The 22,149-nt window shown below is 65.9% G+C and carries 24 protein-coding genes and 2 tRNA genes; 14 read left to right on the top strand and 12 right to left on the bottom strand.

Annotated elements, in window-relative coordinates; translation table 11 throughout:
• Positions 1–84 precede the first annotated feature (84 nt).
• Positions 85–1,131, top strand: coding sequence for a class I SAM-dependent methyltransferase (locus tag AB7F41_RS13130; RefSeq protein WP_428382159.1), 1,047 nt, complete (start codon positions 85–87; stop codon positions 1,129–1,131).
• A 74-nt stretch (positions 1,132–1,205) separates the two neighbouring features.
• Here AB7F41_RS13130 and AB7F41_RS13125 read toward each other — a convergent pair whose 3' ends face one another.
• The 3 genes from AB7F41_RS13125 to AB7F41_RS13115 form a co-directional block, all read right to left on the bottom strand.
• Complete coding sequence (locus tag AB7F41_RS13125) at positions 1,206–1,439, bottom strand: cysteine rich repeat-containing protein (protein WP_428382161.1); 234 nt, start codon at positions 1,437–1,439, stop codon at positions 1,206–1,208.
• A 143-nt stretch (positions 1,440–1,582) separates the two neighbouring features.
• Positions 1,583–2,017, bottom strand: a complete 435-nt coding sequence (locus tag AB7F41_RS13120) for a cupin domain-containing protein (protein WP_428382163.1) — start codon at positions 2,015–2,017, stop codon at positions 1,583–1,585.
• Positions 2,018–2,090: 73 nt separating this feature from the next.
• Positions 2,091–2,792, bottom strand: coding sequence for a VIT1/CCC1 transporter family protein (locus AB7F41_RS13115; protein ID WP_428382165.1), 702 nt, complete (start codon positions 2,790–2,792; stop codon positions 2,091–2,093).
• Between the two features lie 182 nt (positions 2,793–2,974).
• Between AB7F41_RS13115 and AB7F41_RS13110 the strand changes: the two genes are divergently transcribed.
• Complete coding sequence (locus tag AB7F41_RS13110) at positions 2,975–3,397, top strand: ester cyclase (protein ID WP_428382167.1); 423 nt, start codon at positions 2,975–2,977, stop codon at positions 3,395–3,397.
• A gap of 1 nt (position 3,398) precedes the next feature.
• A complete protein-coding gene (locus AB7F41_RS13105; RefSeq protein WP_428382169.1) occupies positions 3,399–4,019 on the top strand; it encodes a TetR/AcrR family transcriptional regulator in 621 nt (206 codons plus the stop codon).
• A gap of 46 nt (positions 4,020–4,065) precedes the next feature.
• Here the strand turns inward: AB7F41_RS13105 and AB7F41_RS13100 are convergent.
• Positions 4,066–4,155: transfer RNA gene (locus tag AB7F41_RS13100), tRNA-Ser, on the bottom strand.
• A gap of 48 nt (positions 4,156–4,203) precedes the next feature.
• Here AB7F41_RS13100 and AB7F41_RS13095 point away from each other — a divergent pair.
• Together AB7F41_RS13095 and msrA are read left to right on the top strand one after the other, a co-directional pair.
• Positions 4,204–4,602 carry a hypothetical protein gene (locus AB7F41_RS13095; RefSeq protein WP_428382171.1) on the top strand — a complete coding sequence of 133 codons (399 nt, stop codon included), beginning with the start codon at positions 4,204–4,206 and terminating at the stop codon, positions 4,600–4,602.
• A gap of 32 nt (positions 4,603–4,634) precedes the next feature.
• Complete coding sequence (gene msrA / locus AB7F41_RS13090) at positions 4,635–5,285, top strand: peptide-methionine (S)-S-oxide reductase MsrA (RefSeq protein ID WP_428382173.1); 651 nt, start codon at positions 4,635–4,637, stop codon at positions 5,283–5,285.
• Positions 5,286–5,291: 6 nt separating this feature from the next.
• Here msrA and mepA read toward each other — a convergent pair whose 3' ends face one another.
• Positions 5,292–6,221 carry a penicillin-insensitive murein endopeptidase gene (gene mepA, locus AB7F41_RS13085; protein WP_428382175.1) on the bottom strand — a complete coding sequence of 310 codons (930 nt, stop codon included), beginning with the start codon at positions 6,219–6,221 and terminating at the stop codon, positions 5,292–5,294.
• Positions 6,222–6,373: 152 nt separating this feature from the next.
• Between mepA and AB7F41_RS13080 the strand changes: the two genes are divergently transcribed.
• The 4 genes from AB7F41_RS13080 to AB7F41_RS13065 all read left to right on the top strand — a co-directional run bounded on the left by AB7F41_RS13080 (position 6,374) and on the right by AB7F41_RS13065 (position 9,307).
• Positions 6,374–6,928 (top strand): L,D-transpeptidase, encoded by a 555-nt coding sequence (locus AB7F41_RS13080; RefSeq protein WP_428382177.1) that lies wholly within the window; start codon positions 6,374–6,376, stop codon positions 6,926–6,928.
• 142 nt (positions 6,929–7,070) lie between these two features.
• The gene (locus AB7F41_RS13075) at positions 7,071–7,199 is read left to right on the top strand and encodes a hypothetical protein (protein ID WP_428382178.1); all 129 of its coding nucleotides are present in this window, start codon (positions 7,071–7,073) and stop codon (positions 7,197–7,199) included.
• Complete coding sequence (locus AB7F41_RS13070; protein ID WP_428382180.1) at positions 7,196–8,134, top strand: heparan-alpha-glucosaminide N-acetyltransferase; 939 nt, start codon at positions 7,196–7,198, stop codon at positions 8,132–8,134. Before AB7F41_RS13075 ends, AB7F41_RS13070 begins: the two co-directional genes overlap by 4 nt.
• Before the next feature lie 207 nt (positions 8,135–8,341).
• Entirely contained in the window at positions 8,342–9,307 is a 966-nt protein-coding gene (locus tag AB7F41_RS13065) for an IS5 family transposase (RefSeq protein ID WP_428382181.1), read from the top strand.
• Between the two features lie 171 nt (positions 9,308–9,478).
• Here the strand turns inward: AB7F41_RS13065 and trpB are convergent, their stop codons facing one another.
• From trpB to AB7F41_RS13040, 5 genes are all read right to left on the bottom strand, one after another.
• The gene (gene trpB / locus AB7F41_RS13060; protein WP_428406609.1) at positions 9,479–10,750 is read right to left on the bottom strand and encodes a tryptophan synthase subunit beta; all 1,272 of its coding nucleotides are present in this window, start codon (positions 10,748–10,750) and stop codon (positions 9,479–9,481) included.
• Positions 10,751–10,902: 152 nt separating this feature from the next.
• A complete protein-coding gene (locus tag AB7F41_RS13055) occupies positions 10,903–11,559 on the bottom strand; it encodes a phosphoribosylanthranilate isomerase (protein WP_428382185.1) in 657 nt (218 codons plus the stop codon).
• 101 nt (positions 11,560–11,660) lie between these two features.
• Entirely contained in the window at positions 11,661–13,073 is a 1,413-nt protein-coding gene (locus AB7F41_RS13050; RefSeq protein ID WP_428382187.1) for a mannose-1-phosphate guanylyltransferase/mannose-6-phosphate isomerase, read from the bottom strand.
• Positions 13,074–13,177: 104 nt separating this feature from the next.
• Entirely contained in the window at positions 13,178–16,375 is a 3,198-nt protein-coding gene (locus AB7F41_RS13045) for a helicase-related protein (RefSeq protein WP_428382189.1), read from the bottom strand.
• A 704-nt stretch (positions 16,376–17,079) separates the two neighbouring features.
• Positions 17,080–17,153: transfer RNA gene (locus AB7F41_RS13040), tRNA-Gly, on the bottom strand.
• A gap of 172 nt (positions 17,154–17,325) precedes the next feature.
• Here AB7F41_RS13040 and AB7F41_RS13035 point away from each other — a divergent pair.
• Positions 17,326–17,694, top strand: a complete 369-nt coding sequence (locus AB7F41_RS13035; protein ID WP_428382191.1) for a TIGR02300 family protein — start codon at positions 17,326–17,328, stop codon at positions 17,692–17,694.
• A gap of 96 nt (positions 17,695–17,790) precedes the next feature.
• On the opposite strand, the gene AB7F41_RS13030 is transcribed toward AB7F41_RS13035, so the two are convergent.
• Entirely contained in the window at positions 17,791–18,198 is a 408-nt protein-coding gene (locus AB7F41_RS13030; RefSeq protein WP_428382193.1) for a MucR family transcriptional regulator, read from the bottom strand.
• Between the two features lie 288 nt (positions 18,199–18,486).
• Here AB7F41_RS13030 and AB7F41_RS13025 point away from each other — a divergent pair, with 288 nt between their 5' ends.
• The 3 genes from AB7F41_RS13025 (at position 18,487) to greA (ending at position 20,638) form a co-directional block, all read left to right on the top strand.
• Positions 18,487–19,503 (top strand): MDR family oxidoreductase, encoded by a 1,017-nt coding sequence (locus AB7F41_RS13025; protein ID WP_428382195.1) that lies wholly within the window; start codon positions 18,487–18,489, stop codon positions 19,501–19,503.
• Positions 19,504–19,535: 32 nt separating this feature from the next.
• On the top strand, positions 19,536–20,000 hold the full coding sequence (locus AB7F41_RS13020) for a DUF1348 family protein (RefSeq protein WP_428382197.1): 465 nt from the start codon (positions 19,536–19,538) through the stop codon (positions 19,998–20,000).
• Between the two features lie 170 nt (positions 20,001–20,170).
• Positions 20,171–20,638 carry a transcription elongation factor GreA gene (greA, locus tag AB7F41_RS13015; RefSeq protein ID WP_428382199.1) on the top strand — a complete coding sequence of 156 codons (468 nt, stop codon included), beginning with the start codon at positions 20,171–20,173 and terminating at the stop codon, positions 20,636–20,638.
• A 69-nt stretch (positions 20,639–20,707) separates the two neighbouring features.
• Here greA and AB7F41_RS13010 read toward each other — a convergent pair whose 3' ends face one another.
• Positions 20,708–21,397 carry an AAA family ATPase gene (locus AB7F41_RS13010; RefSeq protein WP_428382201.1) on the bottom strand — a complete coding sequence of 230 codons (690 nt, stop codon included), beginning with the start codon at positions 21,395–21,397 and terminating at the stop codon, positions 20,708–20,710.
• A gap of 276 nt (positions 21,398–21,673) precedes the next feature.
• Between AB7F41_RS13010 and AB7F41_RS13005 the strand changes: the two genes are divergently transcribed.
• Positions 21,674–22,149, top strand: a 476-nt coding sequence (locus tag AB7F41_RS13005; protein ID WP_428406607.1) for an AAA family ATPase, incomplete at its 3' end; no start/stop codon positions are given.

Below are 22,149 nucleotides of genomic sequence, written 5' to 3'. Positions count from 1 at the left end.
CCGTCCCACGCCCGCGCGCGACGTCGGCGCCATGCACGACATTGAAAACGCTCCGCGGCGCATATCGAATTCGGGAGGCGAAGCATGAATCTCGACATGAACAAGCTCGACTCGCTGGTCGGCGCCGTCGTCAACGAACTTGGAGCGGCCTCCAATGCGGCTCTGGTGATCTTGGGGGACAAGCTCGGCCTGTTCCGCGCGCTGTCGCAAGGCGCGGCGACCTCCGCCGAACTCGCCGAGAAGACCGGCACGCATGAGCGCTACGTGCGCGAATGGCTCTCCGCGCAGGCGGCCTCCGGCTTTGTCGACTACGACGCCGACGCCGGCAAATTCTCGATGTCGCCGGAACAGACCGCGGTGTTTGCGGCCGAGGACAGCCCGGCCTTCATGGTCGGGGGCTTCAGCCTGCTGTCGGCGATCTTCCACGACGAACCCAAACTCGCCGACGCCTTCAAGAGCGGCAAGGGCATGCATTGGGGCGACCATTGCAACTGTCTGTTCTGCGGCGTCGAGCGCTTCTTCAGGCCGGGCTATCGGACCCATCTCGTCGCCGAATGGCTGCCGGCGCTTGACGGCGTGACGGAGAAACTCGAGCGCGGCGCCAAGGTCGCCGACGTCGGCTGCGGCCATGGCGTCTCCACCCTGCTCATGGCCGACGCCTTCCCGAATTCGCGCTTCGTCGGAATCGACTACCACGAGGGCTCCGTCGCCCATGCGCGGGAGAAAGCCAACGGCCGCGCGAATGTGCGGTTCGAAGTGGGGCGCGCGCAGGATTTCACTGGCGACGGCTATGATGTCGTGACGATGTTCGATTCGCTGCACGACATGGGCGACCCCGTCGGCGCCGTCGCGCATATTCGCGACGTCCTGGCGAAAGACGGAACTCTGATGCTGATCGAGCCGGCGGCCGGCGACAGTCTCGCGGAGAATCTGAATCCCGTCGGCCGGGTCTATTACGCCGGCTCCACCCACATCTGCGTGCCGACCTCGCTCAATCAGGAAGTCGGGCTCGCGCTCGGCGCCCAGGCCGGCGCAAAGCGCATCCGGGATGTCGTGCGCGAAGGCGGCTTCTCGCGCTTTCGCAAGGCGGCGGCGACCCCGTTCAACATGATCCTCGAGGCGCGTCCCTAGCCGGCCCGAGAACGCCCCGCCGAGATCGAAGGCGGGGCGTTCGGCGTCTTGCTGACTTGCCGCTTACCTGCCGCTTACCTGCCGCCCTTCAATTTCATCAGCCCCTGAGCGCAGCCCACGCTCATGCCTTCCTTATGCGCCTTGAGGCACTTCATAATCCGGCCGCCGCCGGGTTGGACGCCGGCGCAGAGCCGCTGAACGTCTTCCATGCAATAGGTCAAAACCTCTTTGTCGCCGGCGCGCGCGGCCGGCGCCATCGCAAGAGCGCCGAGCGCGACGACAGCAAACATCATGCGGCTGATGATCATCCGTTCCTCCTCGATGAGAGCGGGTCGGTTCTCCCGCCGGGACAGCCATCCCTTATCCCGCGCATCGCCGTCAAGCTGCGTCGGGCGAACCGACCGTCACGCGCTTTGCGGCCCGAGGCGGAAACGACAGGCGACGCGCGCCCTTACGGCTGCGAGGGCCGATTGACCGTCGTTTCGACGCCCGGCGGCGATTGATCGATGACCAGCAATTTGACCGGGACGTCGCCGACCGTGGCGCCGAAATGCCAGCGGTCGACGCTTTCAATGACGAATTCGCCCGCGCGGTACACCCGCGACCCTGAATCGGCCTGCTGGACCATCAGTTCGCCCTGAAGGACATAGGCATAGCGCTGAAACGGATGCTTGTGCTCCGGCAATCTCGCGCCCGGCGCCAGCGTGTAGATCGACGCCACGACCTCCAAAGGCCCTTGCGGAAGCGTGATCGGCCGCCCCGCGGCGGTTTTCGTCGCGCGCGCAATTTCGGTGACGATTTCGGCGGATGCGCGCTCCTCCGCAACCGACGCGCCGACCGACAAAGCCGCCGCGCCCGCAATCGCGCATAAGGCCGCCCGCATCATGTTCCGCTCCATTCGTAAAGACGCGCGCATATGCCCTGTAACGGTCGTCCGTAACCCGCGGTTCTGTCGCGCGTCAGCCCGCCATGTCGAAAATCATGCCGACGCTCGCCGTGAACGCGAGCGCCAATGCGCCCCAGAACGTCACGCGAAGCGTTGCGCGCAGAATAGGCGCGCCCCCCGCCCTCGCGCCGATGGCGCCGAGCAATGCGAGACAGCCCAAGGACGCCGCAGAGACGGCCGGGACGATGGCGTCTCGCGGCGCCGTCCACAGGACTAGCAGCGGCAGCGCGGCGCCCGCGGCGAAAGTGACGGCCGACGTCAACGCCGCCTGCGCCGGCCTGGCGGAGACGATCTCCGAGATGCCCAATTCATCGCGCGCATGCGCGGTCAGCGCGTCCTTCTGCATCAGCTGCAGCGCCACCTGCCGGGCGAGGTCGGGATCGACGCCGCGCTCGACATAGATCTGAGCAAGCTCTTCCCGTTCGAGTTCGATCTGCTCGCTCAATTCTCTGCGCTCGCGCGCAAGATCGGCCTTTTCCGTATCGGACTGGGAACTGACCGACACATATTCGCCCGCGGCCATCGACATGGCGCCGGCGACCAATCCGGCGGCGCCGGCGATCAGCACGTCGTCGCGCCCCGTTTCGGCGGCGGCGACGCCGACGATCAGGCTGGCAGTCGAGACGATGCCGTCATTGGCCCCGAGCACGGCCGCCCTCAGCCAGCCGATGCGCTGGACGAGGTGCTTCTCCCTATGCATGCGAAGGCGGGTCATGGCGTCTCATGCGGCGCCGCTGAGAAATTTCTGGCGCGCGAAACTGGATCGTACACGACCTGGGTCGACGGGCTCAATGCGCGAGTACGCCGCGACTCGGGACAGCCAGGTAAGATATCTGTATTGACATGAGATAATCGTCTCATTACCTGTTTCGTATCGCAAGATTCGGGAGGTGTGTGATGCCGCTGACTCCGCAGCAGATGGACGAGAAAATGGACGAGCACTTCGCGTACGAAGGCTCCGACGACGTCGATGGCGTGCTCGCGACGCTTGCGGACGACGTCGAGCACGACATCGTCGGTTGGCCGACCGGTCCGTCGCATGGCCGCGAAGCAGCGCGCCGATTTTATGAGGCCACCTTCCGCGACCTCTCCGACAGCAGCGTGCGCTGCGTCAGGCGTCGCTATGGCGAGAACTTCATGATCGACGAGTCGATCTGGGCAGGCCGGGCGCCCGGCAAGCCGTTCGGACTGGAGGGCCGCGACCGTCCGCTGGAATTCCGCTTGCTTCACGTCGTCGAATTCACCCAAGCCGGGACCATCAAGCGCGAAAACGTATGGATCGATTTCGCGTCGATCGTGCGCCAATTGCCTCAGGACTGACGTGTCGGACGCAGAACGTTCCGGGCGCCAGAATCAGAAGGCGCGCACGCGGAAAGACCTCCTCCAGGCCGCGTCCCGACTCGCGAAGCAGGGCCGGACCCCTACCCTTGACGAGATCGCTGAAGCGGCGCTGATCTCGCGCGCGACCGCCTATCGCTACTTTCCAAATGTCGAGTCTCTCCTGATCGAAGCGGCGGTGGACATCGCCACGCCGGAGCCCGAAGCTTTGTTCCGACACGACGGCTCGGTCGATCCCCTCGCACGTCTGCAGCGCGTCGAGACTGCGCTGCACGACATGATGCACGAGAACGAGCTGCTGCTGCGCACCATGCTCGCGAGCGCCATTCAGCGCGACATGCCGACTGACGAAAGCGGCCGGCTCCTCAAGCGGCAGAACCGGCGGACGCCGCTGATCGAAGCCGCGATCGCGCCGGCTCGCGATCAGTTCCGGCCAAACGCGCGAAAGCTGCTGCAGAATGCGCTGGCGCTGGTCATGGGGCCGGAGGCGATGATCGTCGCCAAGGATGTTCTGCAGCTCGACGACGCCGAGGCGCGCAACATGCAGCGCTGGGCCATTCGCGCGCTCGTCGAAGCGGCGAAAAGACCGGGGACGGACGAGTGAGTGAAATGATTGGGCCGCGCGTCGAATCGGCGCGCGCGAACTCGCCTGGCGGAGGGGGCGGGATTCGAACCCGCGATACGGTTTCCCGCATACACACTTTCCAGGCGTGCGCCTTCAACCACTCGGCCACCCCTCCGGCGAAGCGCGCAATATATTCACGCGCGCCTTAAACGCAACGCCGCACATGGACAGGCGCCCCTCCGACGCATATTCTTCCCGCGCTTTCCTGGCGATCGCCCGCTTCGACCCCTCCGACGAAGAGACCATGCTGCGACTCCTGACAAGACTGATCGGCCTTCTGCTGCTCGCCGGCGGCTTTATCGCCCTCATCGTCGACGGCACGCGCTCGATCGCCGCCGGACGCGTGATGGTGACAAGCGTCAACGCCGGCATGTCCGAGCTCTTCCCCGGCCTCTACCAGTCGCTGCAGTCGAGCGTCGAGAATCTGTCGGCCTTTCTCTGGGATCCAGTGCTGACGACGCTGATGCTGGCGCCGGTCAGCGTCGCCTTCGGCGGCGTCGGCGCCCTGCTCATCCTGGTCAGCCACCGGCGGCAGGCGCCGCTCTATTACGCCCGCCGCTAGTTCCTGTCGGCGCCGCGCGCTATATTGGCGCCATGGCGATCTTCGACGAACGCGCGCTCTCCAGACTACTCGGGCCGATCCCCGACCGCGAAACGCCCCTGGCGCATGGCGCGCGCCATTTCGTTAACGGGCGGCCGCTCGATCCGCCCTTTCCGCTGGGCTCGGAACAGGTCCTCTTCGGCATGGGCTGCTTCTGGGGCGCGGAGCGCAAATTCTGGCAGGCCGGCGAAGGCGTCTATGTGACGGCGGTCGGCTACGCCGGCGGCGTGACAAAAAATCCGACCTATGCGGACGTCTGCAGCGGCCGCACCGGCCATGCCGAGGTCGTTCTCGTAGTCTATCAGCCGCCCGCCATCTCGTTCGAAGCGCTGTTGCGGCTGTTCTGGGAGAGCCATGACCCGACCCAGGGCATGCGCCAGGGCAATGACTACGGCACGCAATATCGCTCGGCCATCTATGTGTCGACGCCGGAGCAGCTCGCCGCCGCGAAGCAGTCGCGCGCTACGTACCAACGCGTATTGACGGAGGCTGGCGTCGGCGCGATCACCACGGAAATCGCCGAGGGTCGGCCGTTCTATTACGCCGAAGCCGATCACCAGCAATATCTCGCCAAGAACCCCGCGGGCTATTGCGGCCTCGGCGGCACCGGCGTCGCCTGCCCGGTCGACGGCTGCAGCGGCTGAGGGCGGCTACCGCGCCCGCAACACGTCCCGGCAGGCGGCCGGCAGGCCCGCCATCGTCATCGGCGGCCAGCTTTTTCCGGATTTCCTGGGGTGCAAGATCTCGGGCCTGAACCACCCGGCGAGCGACGCGTCGCAGCCGTCGCCCGGCGGCGTCGGATCCTGGTCGCGGCAGTTCGAGCCGTTTGGGCAATACAGCCGGATGTGGAAGTGATAATTATGGCCCCACATCGGCCGCACCTTGCGCATCCAGCTTTCACCCTGCGCGGCCCGGCACAATGCGCGTTTGATCGCGGCGTTGACGAAGATGCGCTGCACGGCCGGATCCATCGCCGCGGCGCGGATCACGGCAAGATGGCTCTCGCTCCAGACATCGGGACGGATATCGAGCCTGTCGTCGCGCACGACGTCGGTCGCCATCATCTCTTCGCGTTCCTCGCGGGTCAGCTCGCGATGGGGCATCGGCGTCAGCCAGATGTCGGCGTCGAGGCCGATCTGATGCGAGGCGTGGCCGTTGAGCATCGGTCCGCCGCGCGGCTGCGACAGATCGCCGACGAGCAGGCCCGGCCAGCCGGACTCTCTCGACGCCCTGGAGGAGAAATTCTTCAAGAAGGCGATGAGGTTGGGATGTCCCCAATTGCGGTTGCGCGACAGGCGCATGACCTGCCAGTGCGGGCCATTGACCGGCAGCGGCTTGCCTCCGGCCAGACAGCCGCGCGAATAGAAGCCGATCGGATCGGGACGAAGCGACGCCGACTCCTCCGCCCGGCCGAACAATTCTCGCGCCGGCGTCTTGGGGCTCGAAGGATTGGCGAGCGGGGGCAGCGGCTTCGGGTCGAGCGTCCCCCGATCCTGCGCGAACGCGCCTATTTGCGCCGCGAGAACGGCCAAGGCGACCAGCCCCGCGCGAAACAGGCGTAACGTCGAACCTGTCGTCATGCGTCTCGCCCCCAATCTTGATGCGCGCCGCGCGCAAAGGGTTGCGATTTATCCTTGCCGGTAAAGCTTACTGCTTCATTTAAGTTGATGCAGCGCCAAGCCAGCGCAAAATGCCGGGCCAGTCGCTAGCGCGTTGCGTCAGGAGTCCCGCCATGCGTTTTTCAGTCATCCTTCCCGCGACGGCCTGTCTTTTCGCCCTCACGGGCGCGGCAAACGCCACCGCGCGCATCCATATTAATCTCTCGACGCAGACGATGCACGTCCAGTCGTCGTCCGGCAGCTATTCCTGGCCGGTGTCGACAGCCCGCGCGGGCTATTCCACGCCGCGCGGCTCCTTCGCGCCGTCGGGCATGCAGCGCATGCATTATTCGCGCAAATACCATATGTCGCCCATGCCGCACTCGATCTTCTTCCGCGGCGGCTATGCGATCCACGGCTCCTATGAGACAGGCATGCTCGGCCGTCCGGCGTCGCACGGCTGCGTGCGCCTGTCGCCCGGCCATGCGGCGATGCTGTACCAGATGGTGCAACGAGAAGGCGGCAGCATTTCGATCACCGGCGCGCCGCCGCGCGGCCATTATTACGCCAGCGCGCGGCGCAGCCGCGGCGTCGCTCACGCTCAAGCCGCGCAGCGCCGACAGGCCTATGGCGGGCGCGCCGCGCGCAGCAGCCCGTTCGCCGCGCTGTTCGACGACGGCGATTACTGATCGCGCGACCGCGCGCGGCAGAGAGAAAGGCGCGGCGCGGCAAGCGCCCGTCGCTCCTTGTTTTCGCCTTTGAGAACAGCGAAAGATTGCTGACGGGCCGAGGCGGCGCCGCAGGGCTCTTGAAGGCGACGGGAATTTTCACGTGACGACGACATTGGATCGCCGCCGCTTTCTTCGGGGAGCCGGCGGCGCGGCGCTTGCCGGCTTTTCGGCGCCGGACATGGCGCTCGGCAAATTCCAAGGCCCGCCGCCGGCGTCCGCGCATCGATGACGACGACCCGCTGGCTGGCGCTCGACGCGGCGCGCGGCCTCGCCGTCCTGGCGATGGTCGTCTTTCATCTGATCTGGGATCTCGCGCATTTGGGCTATGCGCCAGCGAATCTGCCCTGGTCGACGCCCGTCAGGCTGTTCGGCCATTCGATCGCCTTCGCCTTTCTCTTCATCGCCGGCGTCGCGCTGGTCCTGGCGCATCGCCGCCATATGCGCTGGCCGGCCTTCTGGCGCCGATTGGCGCTCGTCGTCGCGGCGGCGGCGCTGGTGTCGGCGGGCACCTATGTCGCCTTTCCGAAAGCGTTCGTGTTCTTCGGCATTCTGCATTGCATCGCCGTCGCCAGTCTGATCGCCGTTCCCTTTCTGCTCGCGCCCTGGCCCGTGGCCCTGGCCGGCGGCGCTTTCTTCCTCGCCGGCGGGGAGTTTCTTGCGTCGCCCGCCTTCAACGCCGATTGGCTGCAATGGATCGGGCTGTCGACGAGCGAGCCGATGACCCAGGACTGGCGTCCGCTGTTTCCCTGGGCCGGCGCGCTGCTGCTCGGCGTGGCGGCGGGAAAGCTTGCGCTCGCCGTTTACGGGGAAAGGGCCGAAGCGCGCGCTGATCCTGCGCCCACACGCGGCGCGAGGACGTGGCTGCCGTTTCTCGGACGCCACAGCCTTCTCATCTATCTCGCGCATCAGCCGGCGCTCTTCGCGCTGCTGCTGGGGCTCGCCATTCTCGCGCCGCCCGCCGTCGACACGACGGAATTCGTCGCCTCATGCGAAGCGCGCTGCATGGAACAGGGCGGCGAGGGAAACATCTGCCACGACGCCTGTCAGTGCACGGCGCAGGAGGCGATCCGCAGCAAGGCGCTCGCCGGGGTGACGGACGAGGCCGAACGCGGCCGCCGGCTGAACGAGATCGCGCAAAGGTGCGTGGCGCGCGGCAAATTTTAGCGATTTCGCTGCGTGTACAGCGCAAAGATGGGCGCCGCCATTTTCCTCATGCTGAAGGAGCGCCTGAAAGGCGCGTCTCGAAGCACGAGGGCGCAGCGCAATTTCCCTGCCCCTTCGAGACACGCCCTTACGGGCGCTCCTCATTCTGGAGACCTTTGCACGAATTGGGGGACGTGATTCACTCCTTCTGAAAGCGGGAGGCTGGTCATGCCGAAGCGTCGAGTTGGGCAGCTTGATTTTGTCGACGGGCTGATCGCGCAGCGTCCACAGTCCGGGCCTTCGGCTCTGATGGAGATCGCGGCGCTCGTCGATTGGGCGCCGTTCGAGAAGCTTTTGAGCGCGCTTCCCGTCGCGGCGCGCGGCGAGCCGTCCTATCCGGCGTTGGTCATGTTCAAGGCGCTGCTGTTGCAGCGCTGGCATGGCTTGTCCGATCCCGAGATGGAGACGGCGCTCTCCGATCGTCTGAGTTTCATGGCTTTTGCCGGCCTGTCGCTCGGCGATCCGACGCCGGATCATTCAACCATTTGGCGTTTTCGCGAAAAGCTTGGCGTCCACGATCTGCTCGACAAGCTGCTTGCCGAAGCCAATCGCCAGATCGCAGCGGCCGGCCTGATGGTCAGGCAAAGAACCCTGATCGACGCGACGCTGGTGACGAGCGCCGCACGGCGTCCGCGCATGGATGAAGGCAAGATGAGCGCGACAGACAGGGAGGCGCGGTTCGGCACAACCAATGAACGCGGTCGTTTCGCCTTTGGCTACAAGATGCATGTCGCCGTCGACGCCGGGTCGGGTCTCGTGCGCGACATGGCGCTGACGCCCGCCAATGTGCAGGACGTCGCGGCGGCGCCGCAGCTGCTCGACCATGCGGACGGGGTCGTCTATGCGGACCGCGGCTACGACAGCGACGGATTGCGTGCAGAGCTGGCGCGCCGCCAATTGGGCGACGGCCTCATGCGCAGAAGGCGCGGCCGGCCGCTGACCGCAGCGCAGGTCCTGCGCAATCACGAACTGTCGCTGACCCGACGCGCGGTCGAAAGCCTGTTCGGCACGATGAAGCGAACTTATCGGCTTGGCCGCATGCGCGCCTTTACGCAATTGCGCAACGCCGCCGATCTCACGCTCTTCTGCCTCGCCTTCAATCTGCGTCGATGGCGCGTCCTCGCCTCGCCATGAGCGTCTCGGCGACGCCAGAAGCGCGTCCCGCGACGAGGCGCATCCAGCCGACCGTACTCAAACTGCCCCTTCAAGCCAATCAAACCGCCCACAACAGGCTACTCGCGCAGAAATCGCTTTCCGCGCAAAGGTCTCCAGGATGAGGGAAATTGCTTGCTCTGCGTCAGCCGCTCACATCCCGCCGAGATGCTCGGCGACGGTGAAAATATCCTTGTCGCCGCGGCCGCACATATTCATCACCATCAGATGATCGCGCGGCTTCTGCGCCGCGAGCTCCAGCACCTTGGCGAGCGCGTGAGAGGGTTCCAGCGCCGGAATGATGCCCTCGAGCTTCGAGCAGAGCTGGAAGGCGTTGAGCGCCTCCTTGTCGGTGGCGTTCAGATATTTCACGCGGCCGATCTCATGCAGCCATGAATGTTCGGGACCGATGCCGGGATAATCGAGCCCGGCTGAAATCGAATGGCCTTCGAGAATCTGGCCGTCGTCGTCCATCAACAGATAGGTGCGGTTGCCGTGCAGCACGCCCGGCCGCCCGCCGGTGAGCGACGCCGCGTGGCCGTTCGGCACATTGACGCCGTGGCCCGCCGCCTCGACGCCGAAAATCTCGACGCCTGCGTCGTCGAGAAACGGATGGAACAGGCCGATGGCGTTGGAGCCGCCGCCGATGCAGGCGACGAGCGAATCCGGCAATCGCCCCTCCATTTCCTGCATCTGCGCGCGCGTTTCATTGCCGATGATCGACTGGAAGTCGCGCACCATCGCCGGATAGGGATGCGGCCCCGCCGCCGTGCCGATGCAGTAGAAAGTGTTCGCGACATTGGTCACCCAGTCGCGCAGCGCCTCGTTCATCGCGTCTTTCAGCGTGCGCGCGCCGGACTGCACGGGGATGACTTCGGCGCCGAGCATCTTCATGCGGAACACGTTCGGCTTCTGCCGCTCGACGTCGACCGCGCCCATATAGACGACGCAATCGAGCCCGAAGCGCGCGCAGGCGGTGGCGGTGGCGACGCCATGCTGGCCGGCGCCCGTCTCGGCGATGATGCGCTTCTTGCCCATGCGCCGCGCGAGCAGAATCTGCCCCAGCACATTGTTGATCTTATGCGCGCCGGTGTGGTTGAGCTCGTCGCGCTTGAAATAAACCTTGGCGCCTTTGTCCGCGCCCGCGCGCTCGCGCACATGATCCGTGATGCGCTCGGCGAAATAGAGCGGGCTTGGGCGCCCGACATAATGTTTGTGGAGACCGGCGAGCTCCGCGTGAAAGGCCGGGTCGTTCTTCGCCGTCTCATAGGCCGCTTCGAGGTCGAGCACGAGCGGCATGAGCGTTTCGGCGACGAAACGGCCGCCGAAAATGCCGAAGCGGCCGTTTTCGTCGGGGCCGGCGCGGAAGGAATTGGGAAGCGGCTTGTTCAACGGAAACGACCCTCGTCGATCGGTGGCTGTCATTCCCGGCAGGCCGAAGGCCTGACCGGGAATCCAGAGCAATTGCGCGCGCTTCGCTGGCGGATCTGGATTCCCGATCGCTTCGCCAAGGCGAAGCGTCGGGAATGACAGCCCAGCGTCTCGAAGCGCACTCTTAGACTTTCCGGCGATTCAATTCAAAGGGCGCGGGCGGCCTCAACAAAAGCTCTGATCTTCGCCGCGTCCTTGACGCCGCGTTCGCGCTCGACCCCGGAAGAGACATCCACCGCGCGGGCGCCGGTGCGGCGCATCGCTTCCGCCACGTTCTCGGGATCGAGCCCGCCCGAAAGCATCCAGTTTGCTGCGGAGATGTTGCGCAGCAAATCCCAGTCGAACGCGACGCCGGCGCCGCCGGGAACCGAAGCGTCCGGCGCTGGTTTGGCGTCAAACAGAATGACGTCGGCGACGCCCTCATAGGCGCGCGCCAATTCGACGTCGCCGGCCGTAGCGACGCCGATCGCCTTGATCACGGGCAGACCGAACCGCGCCTTCGCCGCGGCGACGCGCGCCGGCGTCTCCTGCCCGTGAAGCTGGAGATAGTCAGGTTCCAGCGCGTCGACGATGTCGCCGAGCGCAGCGTCGTCGGCGTCGACGGTGAGCGCGACCTTGCTGATGCGCCCCTGCGCGAGAAGACCGAGCGTGCGCGCGGTCTCAAGGTCGATATGGCGCGGGCTCTTTTCGAAGAAGACGAAGCCCGCCATATCCGCGCGGGCCTCGATCGCCGCGCCGAGCGTCTCCGGCGTGGAAAGACCGCAGATTTTGACGATCGTGTGCGACACGCCGGTTTCCGTCATGGCCGCGCGCGTCGCGGCCATCCACGCCGCTGCGCCGCCAGTGAATGATGCTCGCGTCTGAACGTGGACGGCCGGGCGTGACGCGGAAAGCTCCGAGGCGCTTAACCCCGATTATAGGCGTCCTCGAAACGGACGATATCGTCTTCGCCGAGATAGGAGCCCGTCTGCACTTCGATCAGCTCCAGATCGATCTTGCCGGGGTTGATCAGCCGGTGCTTGCAGCCGATCGGCAGATAGATCGACTCGTTCTCGTGAACGAGATGGGTCTCTTCGTCGCGGCCGACTTCGGCCGTGCCGCGCACGACGATCCAATGTTCGGCGCGGTGGAAGTGCTTTTGCAGCGACAGACGCTGGCCCGGCTTCACCACGATGCGCTTCACCTGATAGCGCTGGCCTTCGTCGATCGCCTGATAATAGCCCCAGGGCCGGAAGATGCGCTTGTGCTCTCCGGCTTCGCGCCGGTTTTCGCTGCGCAGCTGGTCGACGAGCTGCTTGACCTGATCGCCATGCTCGTGGCTGAGCACCAGCACCGCGTCTTGCGTCGTCACGACGATGATGTCGTCGACGCCGACGACCGTGGTCAGCGTGTCCTCCGAGCGCACATGGACGTTGCGCGCATCCATGACGACGCCATGGCCGCGCACGGAATTGCCGCACTCGTCGCGCTCCGAAAGCTCCCAGACGGCGCGCCAGGTGCCGACGTCGGACCAGCCGATGTCGGCGGGAATCAGCGCCGCCTTGTCGGTTTTCTCCATCACCGCGTAGTCGATGGATTTCTTCGGCGCATGCGCGAAGGCTTCGGCGTTCAGAATCGTGAAGCCGAGATCCTGGCGGGCCGCTTCGATCGCGGCCTCCGCGGCGGCGAAGATGCCGGGCTCGAATTGCGCGATCTCCGACTGCATCACATCGGCGCGGAAGATGAAATTGCCGCTGTTCCAGAAATAGCCCGCGTCGATGTAGTCCTGCGCGGTCTTGCGGTCCGGCTTTTCGACGAAGGCGTCGAGCTTGTAGACCTCGCAGCAGCCGGCGAGCGGCGCGCCGGGGCGCAGATAGCCGTAGCCCGTCGCCGGACCGTCGGGCTTGACGCCGAGCGTCACGATATAGCCCTCCGCCGCGGCGGCGCCCGCCCGCTTGCACAGATCGACGAGTCCCGCCGTGTTGCGCACGACATGGTCGGCGGCGAGCACCACGACGACGGTGTCGGGCGCGCGGCGCGCGGCAAGGCCAGCGGCCACGGCGACCGCCGGGCCCGAGTCGCGGCGCGACGGCTCCAGCACCACGTCGGCTTGTGCGCCGATTTCGCGCAGCTGATCGGCGACGAGGAAGCGGTAGTCGAAATTGGAGACGACGATCGGCCGTTCAAAGGCCGGGTCGTCCAGCATCGCGAGCGTCGTCTGGAAGGTCGAGCGCTCGCCGACGAGCGGAATGAACTGTTTGGGGAGAGTTTCGCGCGACTCCGGCCACACCCGGGTCCCCGACCCGCCACACATGATCACGGGCAAAATTTTCGTCATAAGCCCCTCTAGCACTCGGCCGCGCCCGCCCCGGGGCAGCAATAGTTCTCCGCCTCACTATTGGCAATACGATGGCGACGCCTGCGGTCGCGGCGCACGCGCCGCTATTTGCCCTTCTTCTCAAGCTCGGCCTTGAGCGCCGCCAGCTTGGCGAAGGGCGAATCCGGATCGGGCTGACGTTCCCGCCGCTCGGGCGCAAAGCCGCCGGGGCGACGGGAGCGCCCGTCGTCGCGCGGCGGCCGGCCTTCCGGGCGCGGCTTTCCGAAGGGACGCGCATCCTTCCCGGGCGCCTCGGCGCGCGGCCGCTGGTCGCGACGCGGCGGGCGCTTGTCGTCCGCGGCCTGATCCCGCGGCGGGCGGCGCGGGCCGCTCTCGCGACCGCGCGGGCCGGAATGGGCGTGACGCTGGGGACGCCAGATCTCGATCATCTCCGGCTCGACGGCTGGCGCAGCCTCGGCGGACGCAGCCTCCTGCGCGGCCTCTTCGCCTGGTTCGGCCGCTGCGGCGGCGTCCTGCGGCGACTCCGCCGCGGGCAGCGCGTCTTCGACCGGCTGTTCCGCCGCGAGCGGCGGCTCTTCGACGGGAGCGGAAGTCGCCTCTATTGCCGCGTCCTCGGCGGCGGACGCTTCGACGGGGGGCTCTTCGGCCGACGCCGCCGGCTGCGATTCGCCGGGCTGCGCGGCTTCGGCCACGGTCTCCGGCTCGGGTGCCGCGCTTTCGGCCTGAGCATCGCCCGACGCGTCCGCCGTGGCGGATTCGGTCTTGGGCGTCACAGGCTGCATGGAAGCCGCCGCCACTATCGGAACAGTGATGGCGGGTCCCGTGCGTTGCGCCGATCCATAGCCGAGCGATTTGAGAATTGAGGAGAAGGCTTCGCCCGAACAGCCCGTGAGCGAGGTCATCGCGACGGTGACGACGAAGCCGTCGGCGTCGGCCGCGCCGGGCGGCGGTTCGCCCGCCGTGACCCCCGGCCGATAGGCGATCGCCGGCCGGATGAGATCGGCGAGACGCTCGAGAATATCGACGCGCACGACCCGCTCTCCGCAGACCCGGAACCCGGCGGCGCGGTAAAACCCTTTCGGGATCGACGCGTCGGCGGCGAAGGACGTCCGCCCGGAGGCCGCCAGATGCGGCACTTCCTCGAGACCCTTCACATTTTCGAGACCGCCGTGATGCAGGGCCCAGAGCAGCGCCGCAAGCGCCCGGGGCGCCGGCTTGAGAAGCGCGGGCGCATAGATGTGATAGGCGCCGAAGCGGACGCCAAGCTTGCGCAGCGCGGCGCGGTCCTCCTGCGAGAAGCCCTTCACGTCCTTGGCGACGCGGGCGCGGTCCAGCACGCCCAATTCTTCGGCGAGCTGAAAGGCGACGCCGCGCGTCACGCCTTCCAGGCCCTCGCCCTTCTCGAGCTGTTCGAGCGGCCCGAGCAGTTTCCTGACGTGCTGCGCGAGCCAGAGGTCGAGCCGCTGTTTGACCTTCTCGAGCGCCGCGCCCGTCAGCTGCTCGTCGGCGAGCACGCGCGTCGTCGGCGTCAGCACGCCGGCGCCGGCGGCGATCTTGGCGACCGGTTCGCCGAGCCAGCGAATAAGCCCGTCATTGCCGAGCGCGAAAGCGTCGTCGACCGCGTCGAACACGCGCGTCGCGCGCGCCTCGAATTCTCCCGCAAGCGCCTTCTGCGCCGCCGCGTTCAACGCTTTCGCGGCTTCGCCCGCCGCGCCCGGATCCGGCGTAAAGCGAAACCCCTGTAGGCTTCCGACATGCTGGCCTTCGACCAGAACGTCGCCGGCGGCGTTGATTTCGGCTTCTAGCATCGCGTTCTCTCTTAAGCGGCGCATCAGCACGCTGGTGCGGCGATCGACAAATCGCTGCGTCAGTCGGTCGTGCAACGCGTCGGATATGCTGTCCTCTACCCGACGCGCGACGCTCTGCCAATGCTCGGAATCGTCCAGCCAACCGGAACGGTTGGCGATGAAACTCGTGGTGCGCACTTGCGCGAGGCGGTTTGACAGCGTCGCGATGTCGCCGTCCACTCTGTCGACCGTCTCGATCTGCCGCGCCATCCAGTCCTCGGGGATCTTGCCCCGCCGCGCGACGAAAGCGAATACGGCGAGCGCCAGTTCAGCGTGCGCCGCCGGCGAGGTCTTGCGGTAGTCCGGGATCTGACAGGCTTCCCAAAGCCGCGCGACGTCGGCGGGCGCCTTGGCGTTGCGCCGCGCGCCCTCGTCGCGGCTCGCCGCTTCGAGCGCTCTCTGGTCGTCCGCGACGCGGGCGCGCGCCAGATCGGGATGCGCCGGAACCCGATCGAGCGACTGCATCAGCGCGTCGATCGACGAGAAATCGAGCGCCGTGTTGCGCCATTGCAATGTCTTCACCGGATCGAAGCGGTGGTCTTCCAGAGCCTCGATCAAATCCTCGTCGAAGGGCGGGCAACGTCCCGTCGCGCCGAAAGAGCCGTCGCTCATATGTCGACCCGCTCTGCCGGCGATCTGGCCGAATTCGGCGGGCGTCAGCCGCCGATGGCGAATCCCGTCGAATTTGCGATCGGAGGCGAAGGCGACATGGTCGACGTCGAGGTTGAGGCCCATGCCGATGGCGTCGGTCGCGACGATATAGTCGACGTCGCCATTCTGATAGAGCTCGACCTGAGCGTTTCGGGTCCGCGGCGACAGCGCGCCCAGCACGACGGCCGCGCCGCCGCGCTGGCGCTTGATGAGTTCGGCGATCGCGTAGACCTCTTCGGTGGAAAAGGCGACGAGGGCGGTGCGTGGCGGAAGCCGTGAGATTTTCTTGTCGCCGGCGAAGGAAAGCTCCGACAGCCTCGGGCGCGTGAAGATCGGCGCGCCGGGAAAGAGCTCGGTAATGAGGGGCGCCATCGTCGCGGCCCCGATCAGCAGAGTCTCCTGGCGTCCGCGCCAGTTCAGCAGACGGTCGGTGAAAATATGGCCGCGGTCGAGGTCGGCGGCGAGCTGGACTTCGTCGATCGCAAGGAAGTCCGCCTCGACGTCGCGCGGCATCGCTTCGACGGTCGCCACCCAATAGGCCGGCGCGCGCGGCTTGATCTTTTCCTCGCCGGTGATGAGCGCGACATTGTCGGCGCCGATGCGCGCGGCGACGCGATTATAAACCTCCCGCGCCAGCAGCCGCAGCGGCAGACCGATGACGCCGGACCCAAAGGACAGCATCCGCTCGATCGCGTAATGCGTCTTGCCCGTATTGGTGGGACCGAGCACCGCGGCCACGCTCCGATCGAGCGGCCTGGCGCGAGGGGCGGCGCGGCTCCCCGGGTCAAACGGCGCAACTGTCATCTTCTTCTTTGCTGCCTGCTTCGCGCGCGGCGCGCCTTCGTTTCATATCGACACTTAGCGCGGAATGCGACTTTACCTTCCGAACAGCCTACGAACGAATCGCGCCCGAATCGCTGACTCTTTCCGAGTCACGCTCTGTTCCAACAATATATGGACGCAGGGCCGAACCGAAACACAAGAAATTGCAAGAAGCGCGCGACTCGGGCGTGATGCGCGCCGATCGCCAAAGAACCGCCGGCGGACTCTTTTCGCCGCGTCTGTCAACGGAGAAGATTGAACGGTTTCGCGGCCTACTGTTAAGCTTTGGGATCAACCGGGAACGCAGCGGGCACGAATCGGCGCCCGCGCGCAGTTTGCGTTGCGTTCCAGCCGATTTCCGGCGCCGCCAAAGCCTCACGCGCGTCGCGCATGCCGCCCGCGCGGCGCAAATCGACGGAAAAGCTTAACGCCGGGTCCTTCTCTGGGACGGCGGACGAAGCGAACCGACGCCAATACGCGTGGCGAGCGACGTCGCGGGCGCCGTCGTCGCCGCAGCGCCGCCGCGCAATTGGTAAACGCCAGATCGATTCGGTCGTGAAAGGAACGCCGCGGCGTCCCGTCGGCGGGAGGCCGCTACCGCATCTGAACTGCGGCGGACGGAAAAATGCGGAATTGCCTGCGCCGACAAGGCTACGCGCGCCGTCGAGATCGTGTCGCACATGGGCTGGAGCGGGTGAAGGGAATCGAACCCTCGTATTCAGCTTGGAAGGCTGCTGCTCTACCATTGAGCTACACCCGCATCGCTCCGATCCTATGCCAATCTGCGCGGCGCTTGGCAATGGGCGCGCGAAGGCCACATTTCCTATTTGACAGCGACGCGCGACGCCACTAACCGGAGCGCCCACACAGTCTCTCCATCTCTCAATTTCAGGCGGGGCGCACCCACGCCGCTTCTCGAGGACCAATCGACCGTGGCAAAACCCGAACTCGGCGCCAAACGCCAATGCCAGTCCTGCGCGACGAAATTTTATGATTTGAACAAGGATCCGATCGTCTGTCCGAAATGCGGCGCAATTTATCAGGTCGTCGCGATGACGCGAACGGCGGCGCGCGCCCAGCCGGAAGAAGAAGAGACCGAAGTCGAAAAAGAAAACCCCGACACGGTGTCGCTCGAAGAGGTCGAGGAGACCGAGGCCGCAGCGGAATCACTCGACTCCGAAGACGAAGTGGAGATCGAGGGCGACGATTCCGAAGACGACACCTTCCTTGAGGAAGAGGAAGGCGACGACGACGTCTCCGGCCTGATCGACGGCGATATTGAAAGCGACGAAGAAAACTGAAACGCCCAGACGTCGGCGTGTGAAATCATCTACGCAGCCGCGAAGACGCGGCTGCCCGCTGCATTCGACTTGAGAAGGGCGGCCGCTCCGCCGCCCTTATTTGCCGCGGCGGCGGCGCTGCTGGCCGAGCCCCATCTGTTTGGCGAGATTGGAGCGCGCTTTGGCGTAATTGGGCGCGACCATCGGGTAATCGGCGGGAAGGCCCCATTTCTCCCGATAATCTTCCGGCGACAGGCCGTATTGCGTGCGCAGATGCCGCTTGAGCGACTTGAACTTCTTTCCGTCCTCGAGGCAGACGATGTAATCGTTCGTCACCGAACGCTTGACGGGGACGGCCGGCTTCGGCGGCTCGGCCGGCGCAACGACCGCGCCCGTGCCGACGCGCAACAGCGCGTTGTAGACCTCGCTGATCAGCGCCGGCAAATCCCCGGCGGGAACTGAGTTGTTGCTGACATAGGCGGAAACGATATCGGCTGCGAGTTCAATGTTATTGGTTTGGGTCATTGGATTGCTCACCACTTCCTTTTGAGATGGACGCCGCCCCAACCGCCCCTGGTCAATGCTTCGCTGCATAGAATCGCGCCCCACCGTTACTTATGCAGTGCCTAACAGAATGGCGTCATCCCATCAAGAAATATTGTGCACTATTGGCGTCGCCAGATTCTCCATAGATGATCGGAAGGCATTTCCGCGCTTAACGGCTACGGCGGCCCAATGTTTTCTTTTTTTTGACTTTTTTTGGCCGTTTAAGGGCGCCGCTCTGGGCGCGGCGACCGGGCGGGAGACGCCGAAGTGACAAATTTCAGAGCCATTCGCATCGACAAGAACGATCAAGGCCAGCGCGCCGATTACGTCGTCATGCGCGCGCAGGATTTGATGGATGGCGACGTCGACGTCGACGTCGCCTATTCGGCCATCAACTACAAGGACGGTCTCGCGGTCACCGGCAAGGGCCCGGTGGTGCGCCGGTTCCCGATGATTCCCGGCGTCGATCTCTCCGGTCGCGTGACCCGCTCGGCGCATCCCGAATTTGCGCCCGGCGACATCGTGGTTGCGACGGCGTGCGGGCTGGGGGAAGCCCATTACGGAGGCTTCGCCGAGAAGGCGCGGCTTTCGGGCGCCTGGCTGGCGAAACTGCCGCCGCCGCTCACGCCGGCGCGCGCAATGGCGGTCGGCACCGCCGGACTGACCGCCATGTTCTGCCTGCTGGCGCTCGAGCGCCATGGCGCGCGGCCCGACGACGGACTCGCCGTGGTGACAGGCGCGACGGGCGGCGTCGGCTCCTTCGCCGTCGCGCTCCTCGCGAAGGCCGGCTGGCGCGTCGCCGCGGTCACCGGACGCGCCAGCGAAGACGCATATCTGAAACGCCTCGGCGCGACCGAGATCATCGCCCGCGATGAACTCGCGGCGCCGGGAAAGCCGCTGCAGACGCAGCGTTTCGCGGTCGGCGTCGACACCGTCGGCGGCGTCGCGCTCGCCAATCTCCTCGCGCAGACGCGTTGCGACGGCGCCGTCGCCGCTTGCGGAAATGTCGGCGGCATGGAGCTGCCGGCGACCGTCGCGCCATTCATCTTGCGCGGGGTCTCCCTGCTCGGCGTCGAAAGCGTGCGGCCGCGCATCGAGCTGCGGCGAACGGCGTGGGCGCGCATCGCGCGGGACCTGGATCCGGCCGCGATCGACGCGATGAGCGAGATCATTCCTTTCGACGCCGCGCTGGATCGCGCCCGCGCGATCGTCGCCGGAAACATTCGCGGACGCGTCGTCATCGACATGGGCCTGCGCCTTTCGAATTCGGACGCAGCTTGCTAGAATCTCATTGCCGAACGACGAGGACCGCCGAAGTGTCGCGACCGCCCCTGCCGCCTTTCACGCTCGAAACCGCGACGCAGAAAGTGCGGATGGCCGAGGACGCCTGGAACACGCGCGATCCCGAACGCGTATCGCTCGCCTATACGGAGTACAGCCGCTGGCGCAACCGCGCCGAGTTTCTCGTCGGCCGCGACGAGATCGTCGCCTTTCTCACGCGCAAATGGCGCCGCGAGCTGGACTATCGGCTGATCAAGGAGATCTGGGCCTTTCGCGACAATCGGATCGCAGTGCGTTTCGCCTATGAGTTTCACGACGATTCGGGCGCGTGGTATCGCGCCTACGGCAATGAAAATTGGGAATTCGACGCGAACGGCCTGATGCGGCTTCGAATCGCCAGCATCAATGACCTGCCGATCGACGAAAGCGAGCGGAAATATCGCTGGCCGCAGGGGCCGCGGCCGGCCGATCATCCCGGCCTTTCCGAGCTTGGCCTTTGACGCTCCAGGCTAAGCTTTCGCGATCATGCGCAAATCGTCGCATTGCGGAGTCGATTTCTCGACAAGAGCGGCCGTCTCCGCTCTAATATTCGCTAACGGCCCTTTGGGCCGTTTATTTTTGTCAAAGGACGCTCGGCGCGCCGGCGCGGCGAACCAAAGGTCAGCTAGGCATGAGTTCGGCTTTTACCAAAGAACAGGACGACGACAATCCGCGCGAAGATCTGCCCGACCGGCCGGTCAGCCCGCATCGCAATCTCGTCACGCCGGAAGGCCTTCAGCAGATTGAGGACGAGCTCGCGCGGCTCCATAAGGAAATCGAACGCGCCTCGGCGAGCGAGGACAATCACGCGCTCGCGCTGGCGCAGCGCGACCAGCGCTATTGGACGGCGCGCCGGGCGAACGCCGAGGTCATCCGCCCGATCGCCGATCATTCGGTCGTTCGATTCGGGCACCGCGTCGTCGTCGAACTCGATGACGGCGAACGCCGCAGCTTCCGGCTGGTCGGCGAAGACGAGGCTGATCCCGCGAAGGGCCTCATCCCCTATGTCGCGCCGCTCGCCCAGGCGCTGATGGGCAAGTCCGTCGGCGACAAGGCGGAGGTCATCCACCACAGCGCGCGGATCGTCGAGATCAGCTAGAGCGATGCGCCCGCGCGACTCGGCGCGGCTCTCTCTTGGCGGCGCTCTCCTTGAGGATGACGCGGAGGATCACGCGGCCTTCTTTGCGGCCTTCGCAGTTTTCGCGGACGAAGCCTTGGTTGCGTCGCCCGATTTGGGTTTCTTCAGTCGGCGCTTGATCGAAGACCAAAGCTCGCGCATCTCGGCCGCCGCGACGCCGTCGGGGTTGTATTCGCTGACCCCCCATCCGAGCCGCGCCGCCTCCTGGTAGTCGACGCGCGACGAAACGAGCGGCGCCAGAAGGCCGCCCATCGCCTGCAGCGCCTTGGCGCCGAGTTCGACGCGCGCGCTCTGCTGCGCGGGCGGACATTGATTGAGCAGAAAGGCGTAGTCCTTGCCTTTCTCCTTCACGCGCAGGCGCGTGATTTCCGACGCCCACAGATCGAAGGCGTTCGGACGCGCCGGAATCACGCAGAGATCGGCCGCGCGCACGGCCGCCGCAAGATGTTCGCCCTCCTGGCCCGGCGCGTCGATAATGGCGAGCGTCACGCCTTTGGCGGCGAGCGCCGCAAGCGCCTTGCTCAACTTTGTCGGCGGCACATGTTCGACCGCAATATCGGCGGCGCCGCGCGCTTTCGACCATTTGACCAGGGTCTGCAGCGGGTCGAGATCGATGATGAACACGCGTTCTCCGGCGTGACGCGCGGCGACGGCGACGCTGCTCGCGAGCGTGCTCTTGCCGGCGCCGCCCTTCTGGGTGACGAAAGCGATTGTGCGCATGTGCGACGGTCCAGTCTTTGGTTGATGTCGACGCTCTGCACGCGAAGCTTAACGAATAAAATCCCCGGCCCGACTTCGTTCACCGAATTGTAATACTTGCGGCGGAGTTAATCGTTCGTTAACGGCTTCGCTTCAGCAGTCGACGTCCGACCGTGGACAGTCTTCGCGGCGCCTTCGACGAAGCCGCTGTCGCGCCGCCTGATTCGCCATGACCGCTCTTGCGGCGGCGCCTGAGATTCTCGCGGGCGAACATCGCCGCTATGTTATTCAGTCACGATGTCCGATCTGTTCCAAGCCGCGAAGCTCGAAGACGACGCGCCGCGTCCGCTCGCCGACCGGCTGCGCCCGACGCGGCTCGACGAGGTGGCCGGCCAGGCTCATCTGCTCGGACCCGACGGCGCCCTGACCCGCCTGATTCGCGCCGGCGCGCTTGGCTCGCTCATCTTCTGGGGACCGCCAGGCACCGGAAAGACCACGGTGGCGCGGCTGCTCGCGCATGAAACCAGCCTCGCCTTCGTGCAGATTTCGGCGATCTTCTCCGGCGTCGCCGAGTTGAAGAAGACCTTCGAGGCGGCGCGCGCGCGGCGCGCGGCCGGACAGGGGACGCTGCTCTTCGTCGACGAAATTCATCGATTCAACCGCGCGCAGCAGGATTCCTTTCTCCCGGTCATGGAGGACGGGACGATCACGCTGATCGGCGCGACGACCGAAAATCCCTCCTTCGAGCTCAACGCCGCCCTACTCTCGCGCGC

The organism is Methylocystis sp., from assembly GCF_050251305.1.
Classification (GTDB): Bacteria; Pseudomonadota; Alphaproteobacteria; order Rhizobiales; family Beijerinckiaceae; genus Methylocystis.
This window is presented reverse-complemented; position numbering and strand designations above follow the sequence as displayed.

What these genes read in the sequence shown, in the direction of transcription:
- AB7F41_RS13130 (WP_428382159.1), top strand. Translation starts at nt 85, where the DNA reads ATGAATCTCGACATGAACAAGCTCGACTCGCTGGTCGGCGCCGTCGTC.
- AB7F41_RS13125 (WP_428382161.1), bottom strand. Translation starts at nt 1,439, where the DNA reads ATGATCATCAGCCGCATGATGTTTGCTGTCGTCGCGCTCGGCGCTCTT.
- AB7F41_RS13120 (WP_428382163.1), bottom strand. Translation starts at nt 2,017, where the DNA reads ATGATGCGGGCGGCCTTATGCGCGATTGCGGGCGCGGCGGCTTTGTCG.
- AB7F41_RS13115 (WP_428382165.1), bottom strand. Translation starts at nt 2,792, where the DNA reads ATGACCCGCCTTCGCATGCATAGGGAGAAGCACCTCGTCCAGCGCATC.
- AB7F41_RS13110 (WP_428382167.1), top strand. Translation starts at nt 2,975, where the DNA reads ATGCCGCTGACTCCGCAGCAGATGGACGAGAAAATGGACGAGCACTTC.
- AB7F41_RS13095 (WP_428382171.1), top strand. Translation starts at nt 4,204, where the DNA reads ATGGACAGGCGCCCCTCCGACGCATATTCTTCCCGCGCTTTCCTGGCG.
- msrA (WP_428382173.1), top strand. Translation starts at nt 4,635, where the DNA reads ATGGCGATCTTCGACGAACGCGCGCTCTCCAGACTACTCGGGCCGATC.
- mepA (WP_428382175.1), bottom strand. Translation starts at nt 6,221, where the DNA reads ATGACGACAGGTTCGACGTTACGCCTGTTTCGCGCGGGGCTGGTCGCC.
- AB7F41_RS13080 (WP_428382177.1), top strand. Translation starts at nt 6,374, where the DNA reads ATGCGTTTTTCAGTCATCCTTCCCGCGACGGCCTGTCTTTTCGCCCTC.
- AB7F41_RS13070 (WP_428382180.1), top strand. Translation starts at nt 7,196, where the DNA reads ATGACGACGACCCGCTGGCTGGCGCTCGACGCGGCGCGCGGCCTCGCC.
- AB7F41_RS13065 (WP_428382181.1), top strand. Translation starts at nt 8,342, where the DNA reads ATGCCGAAGCGTCGAGTTGGGCAGCTTGATTTTGTCGACGGGCTGATC.
- trpB (WP_428406609.1), bottom strand. Translation starts at nt 10,750, where the DNA reads ATGACAGCCACCGATCGACGAGGGTCGTTTCCGTTGAACAAGCCGCTT.
- AB7F41_RS13055 (WP_428382185.1), bottom strand. Translation starts at nt 11,559, where the DNA reads ATGACGGAAACCGGCGTGTCGCACACGATCGTCAAAATCTGCGGTCTT.
- AB7F41_RS13050 (WP_428382187.1), bottom strand. Translation starts at nt 13,073, where the DNA reads ATGACGAAAATTTTGCCCGTGATCATGTGTGGCGGGTCGGGGACCCGG.
- AB7F41_RS13045 (WP_428382189.1), bottom strand. Translation starts at nt 16,375, where the DNA reads ATGACAGTTGCGCCGTTTGACCCGGGGAGCCGCGCCGCCCCTCGCGCC.
- AB7F41_RS13030 (WP_428382193.1), bottom strand. Translation starts at nt 18,198, where the DNA reads ATGACCCAAACCAATAACATTGAACTCGCAGCCGATATCGTTTCCGCC.
- greA (WP_428382199.1), top strand. Translation starts at nt 20,171, where the DNA reads ATGAGTTCGGCTTTTACCAAAGAACAGGACGACGACAATCCGCGCGAA.
- AB7F41_RS13010 (WP_428382201.1), bottom strand. Translation starts at nt 21,397, where the DNA reads ATGCGCACAATCGCTTTCGTCACCCAGAAGGGCGGCGCCGGCAAGAGC.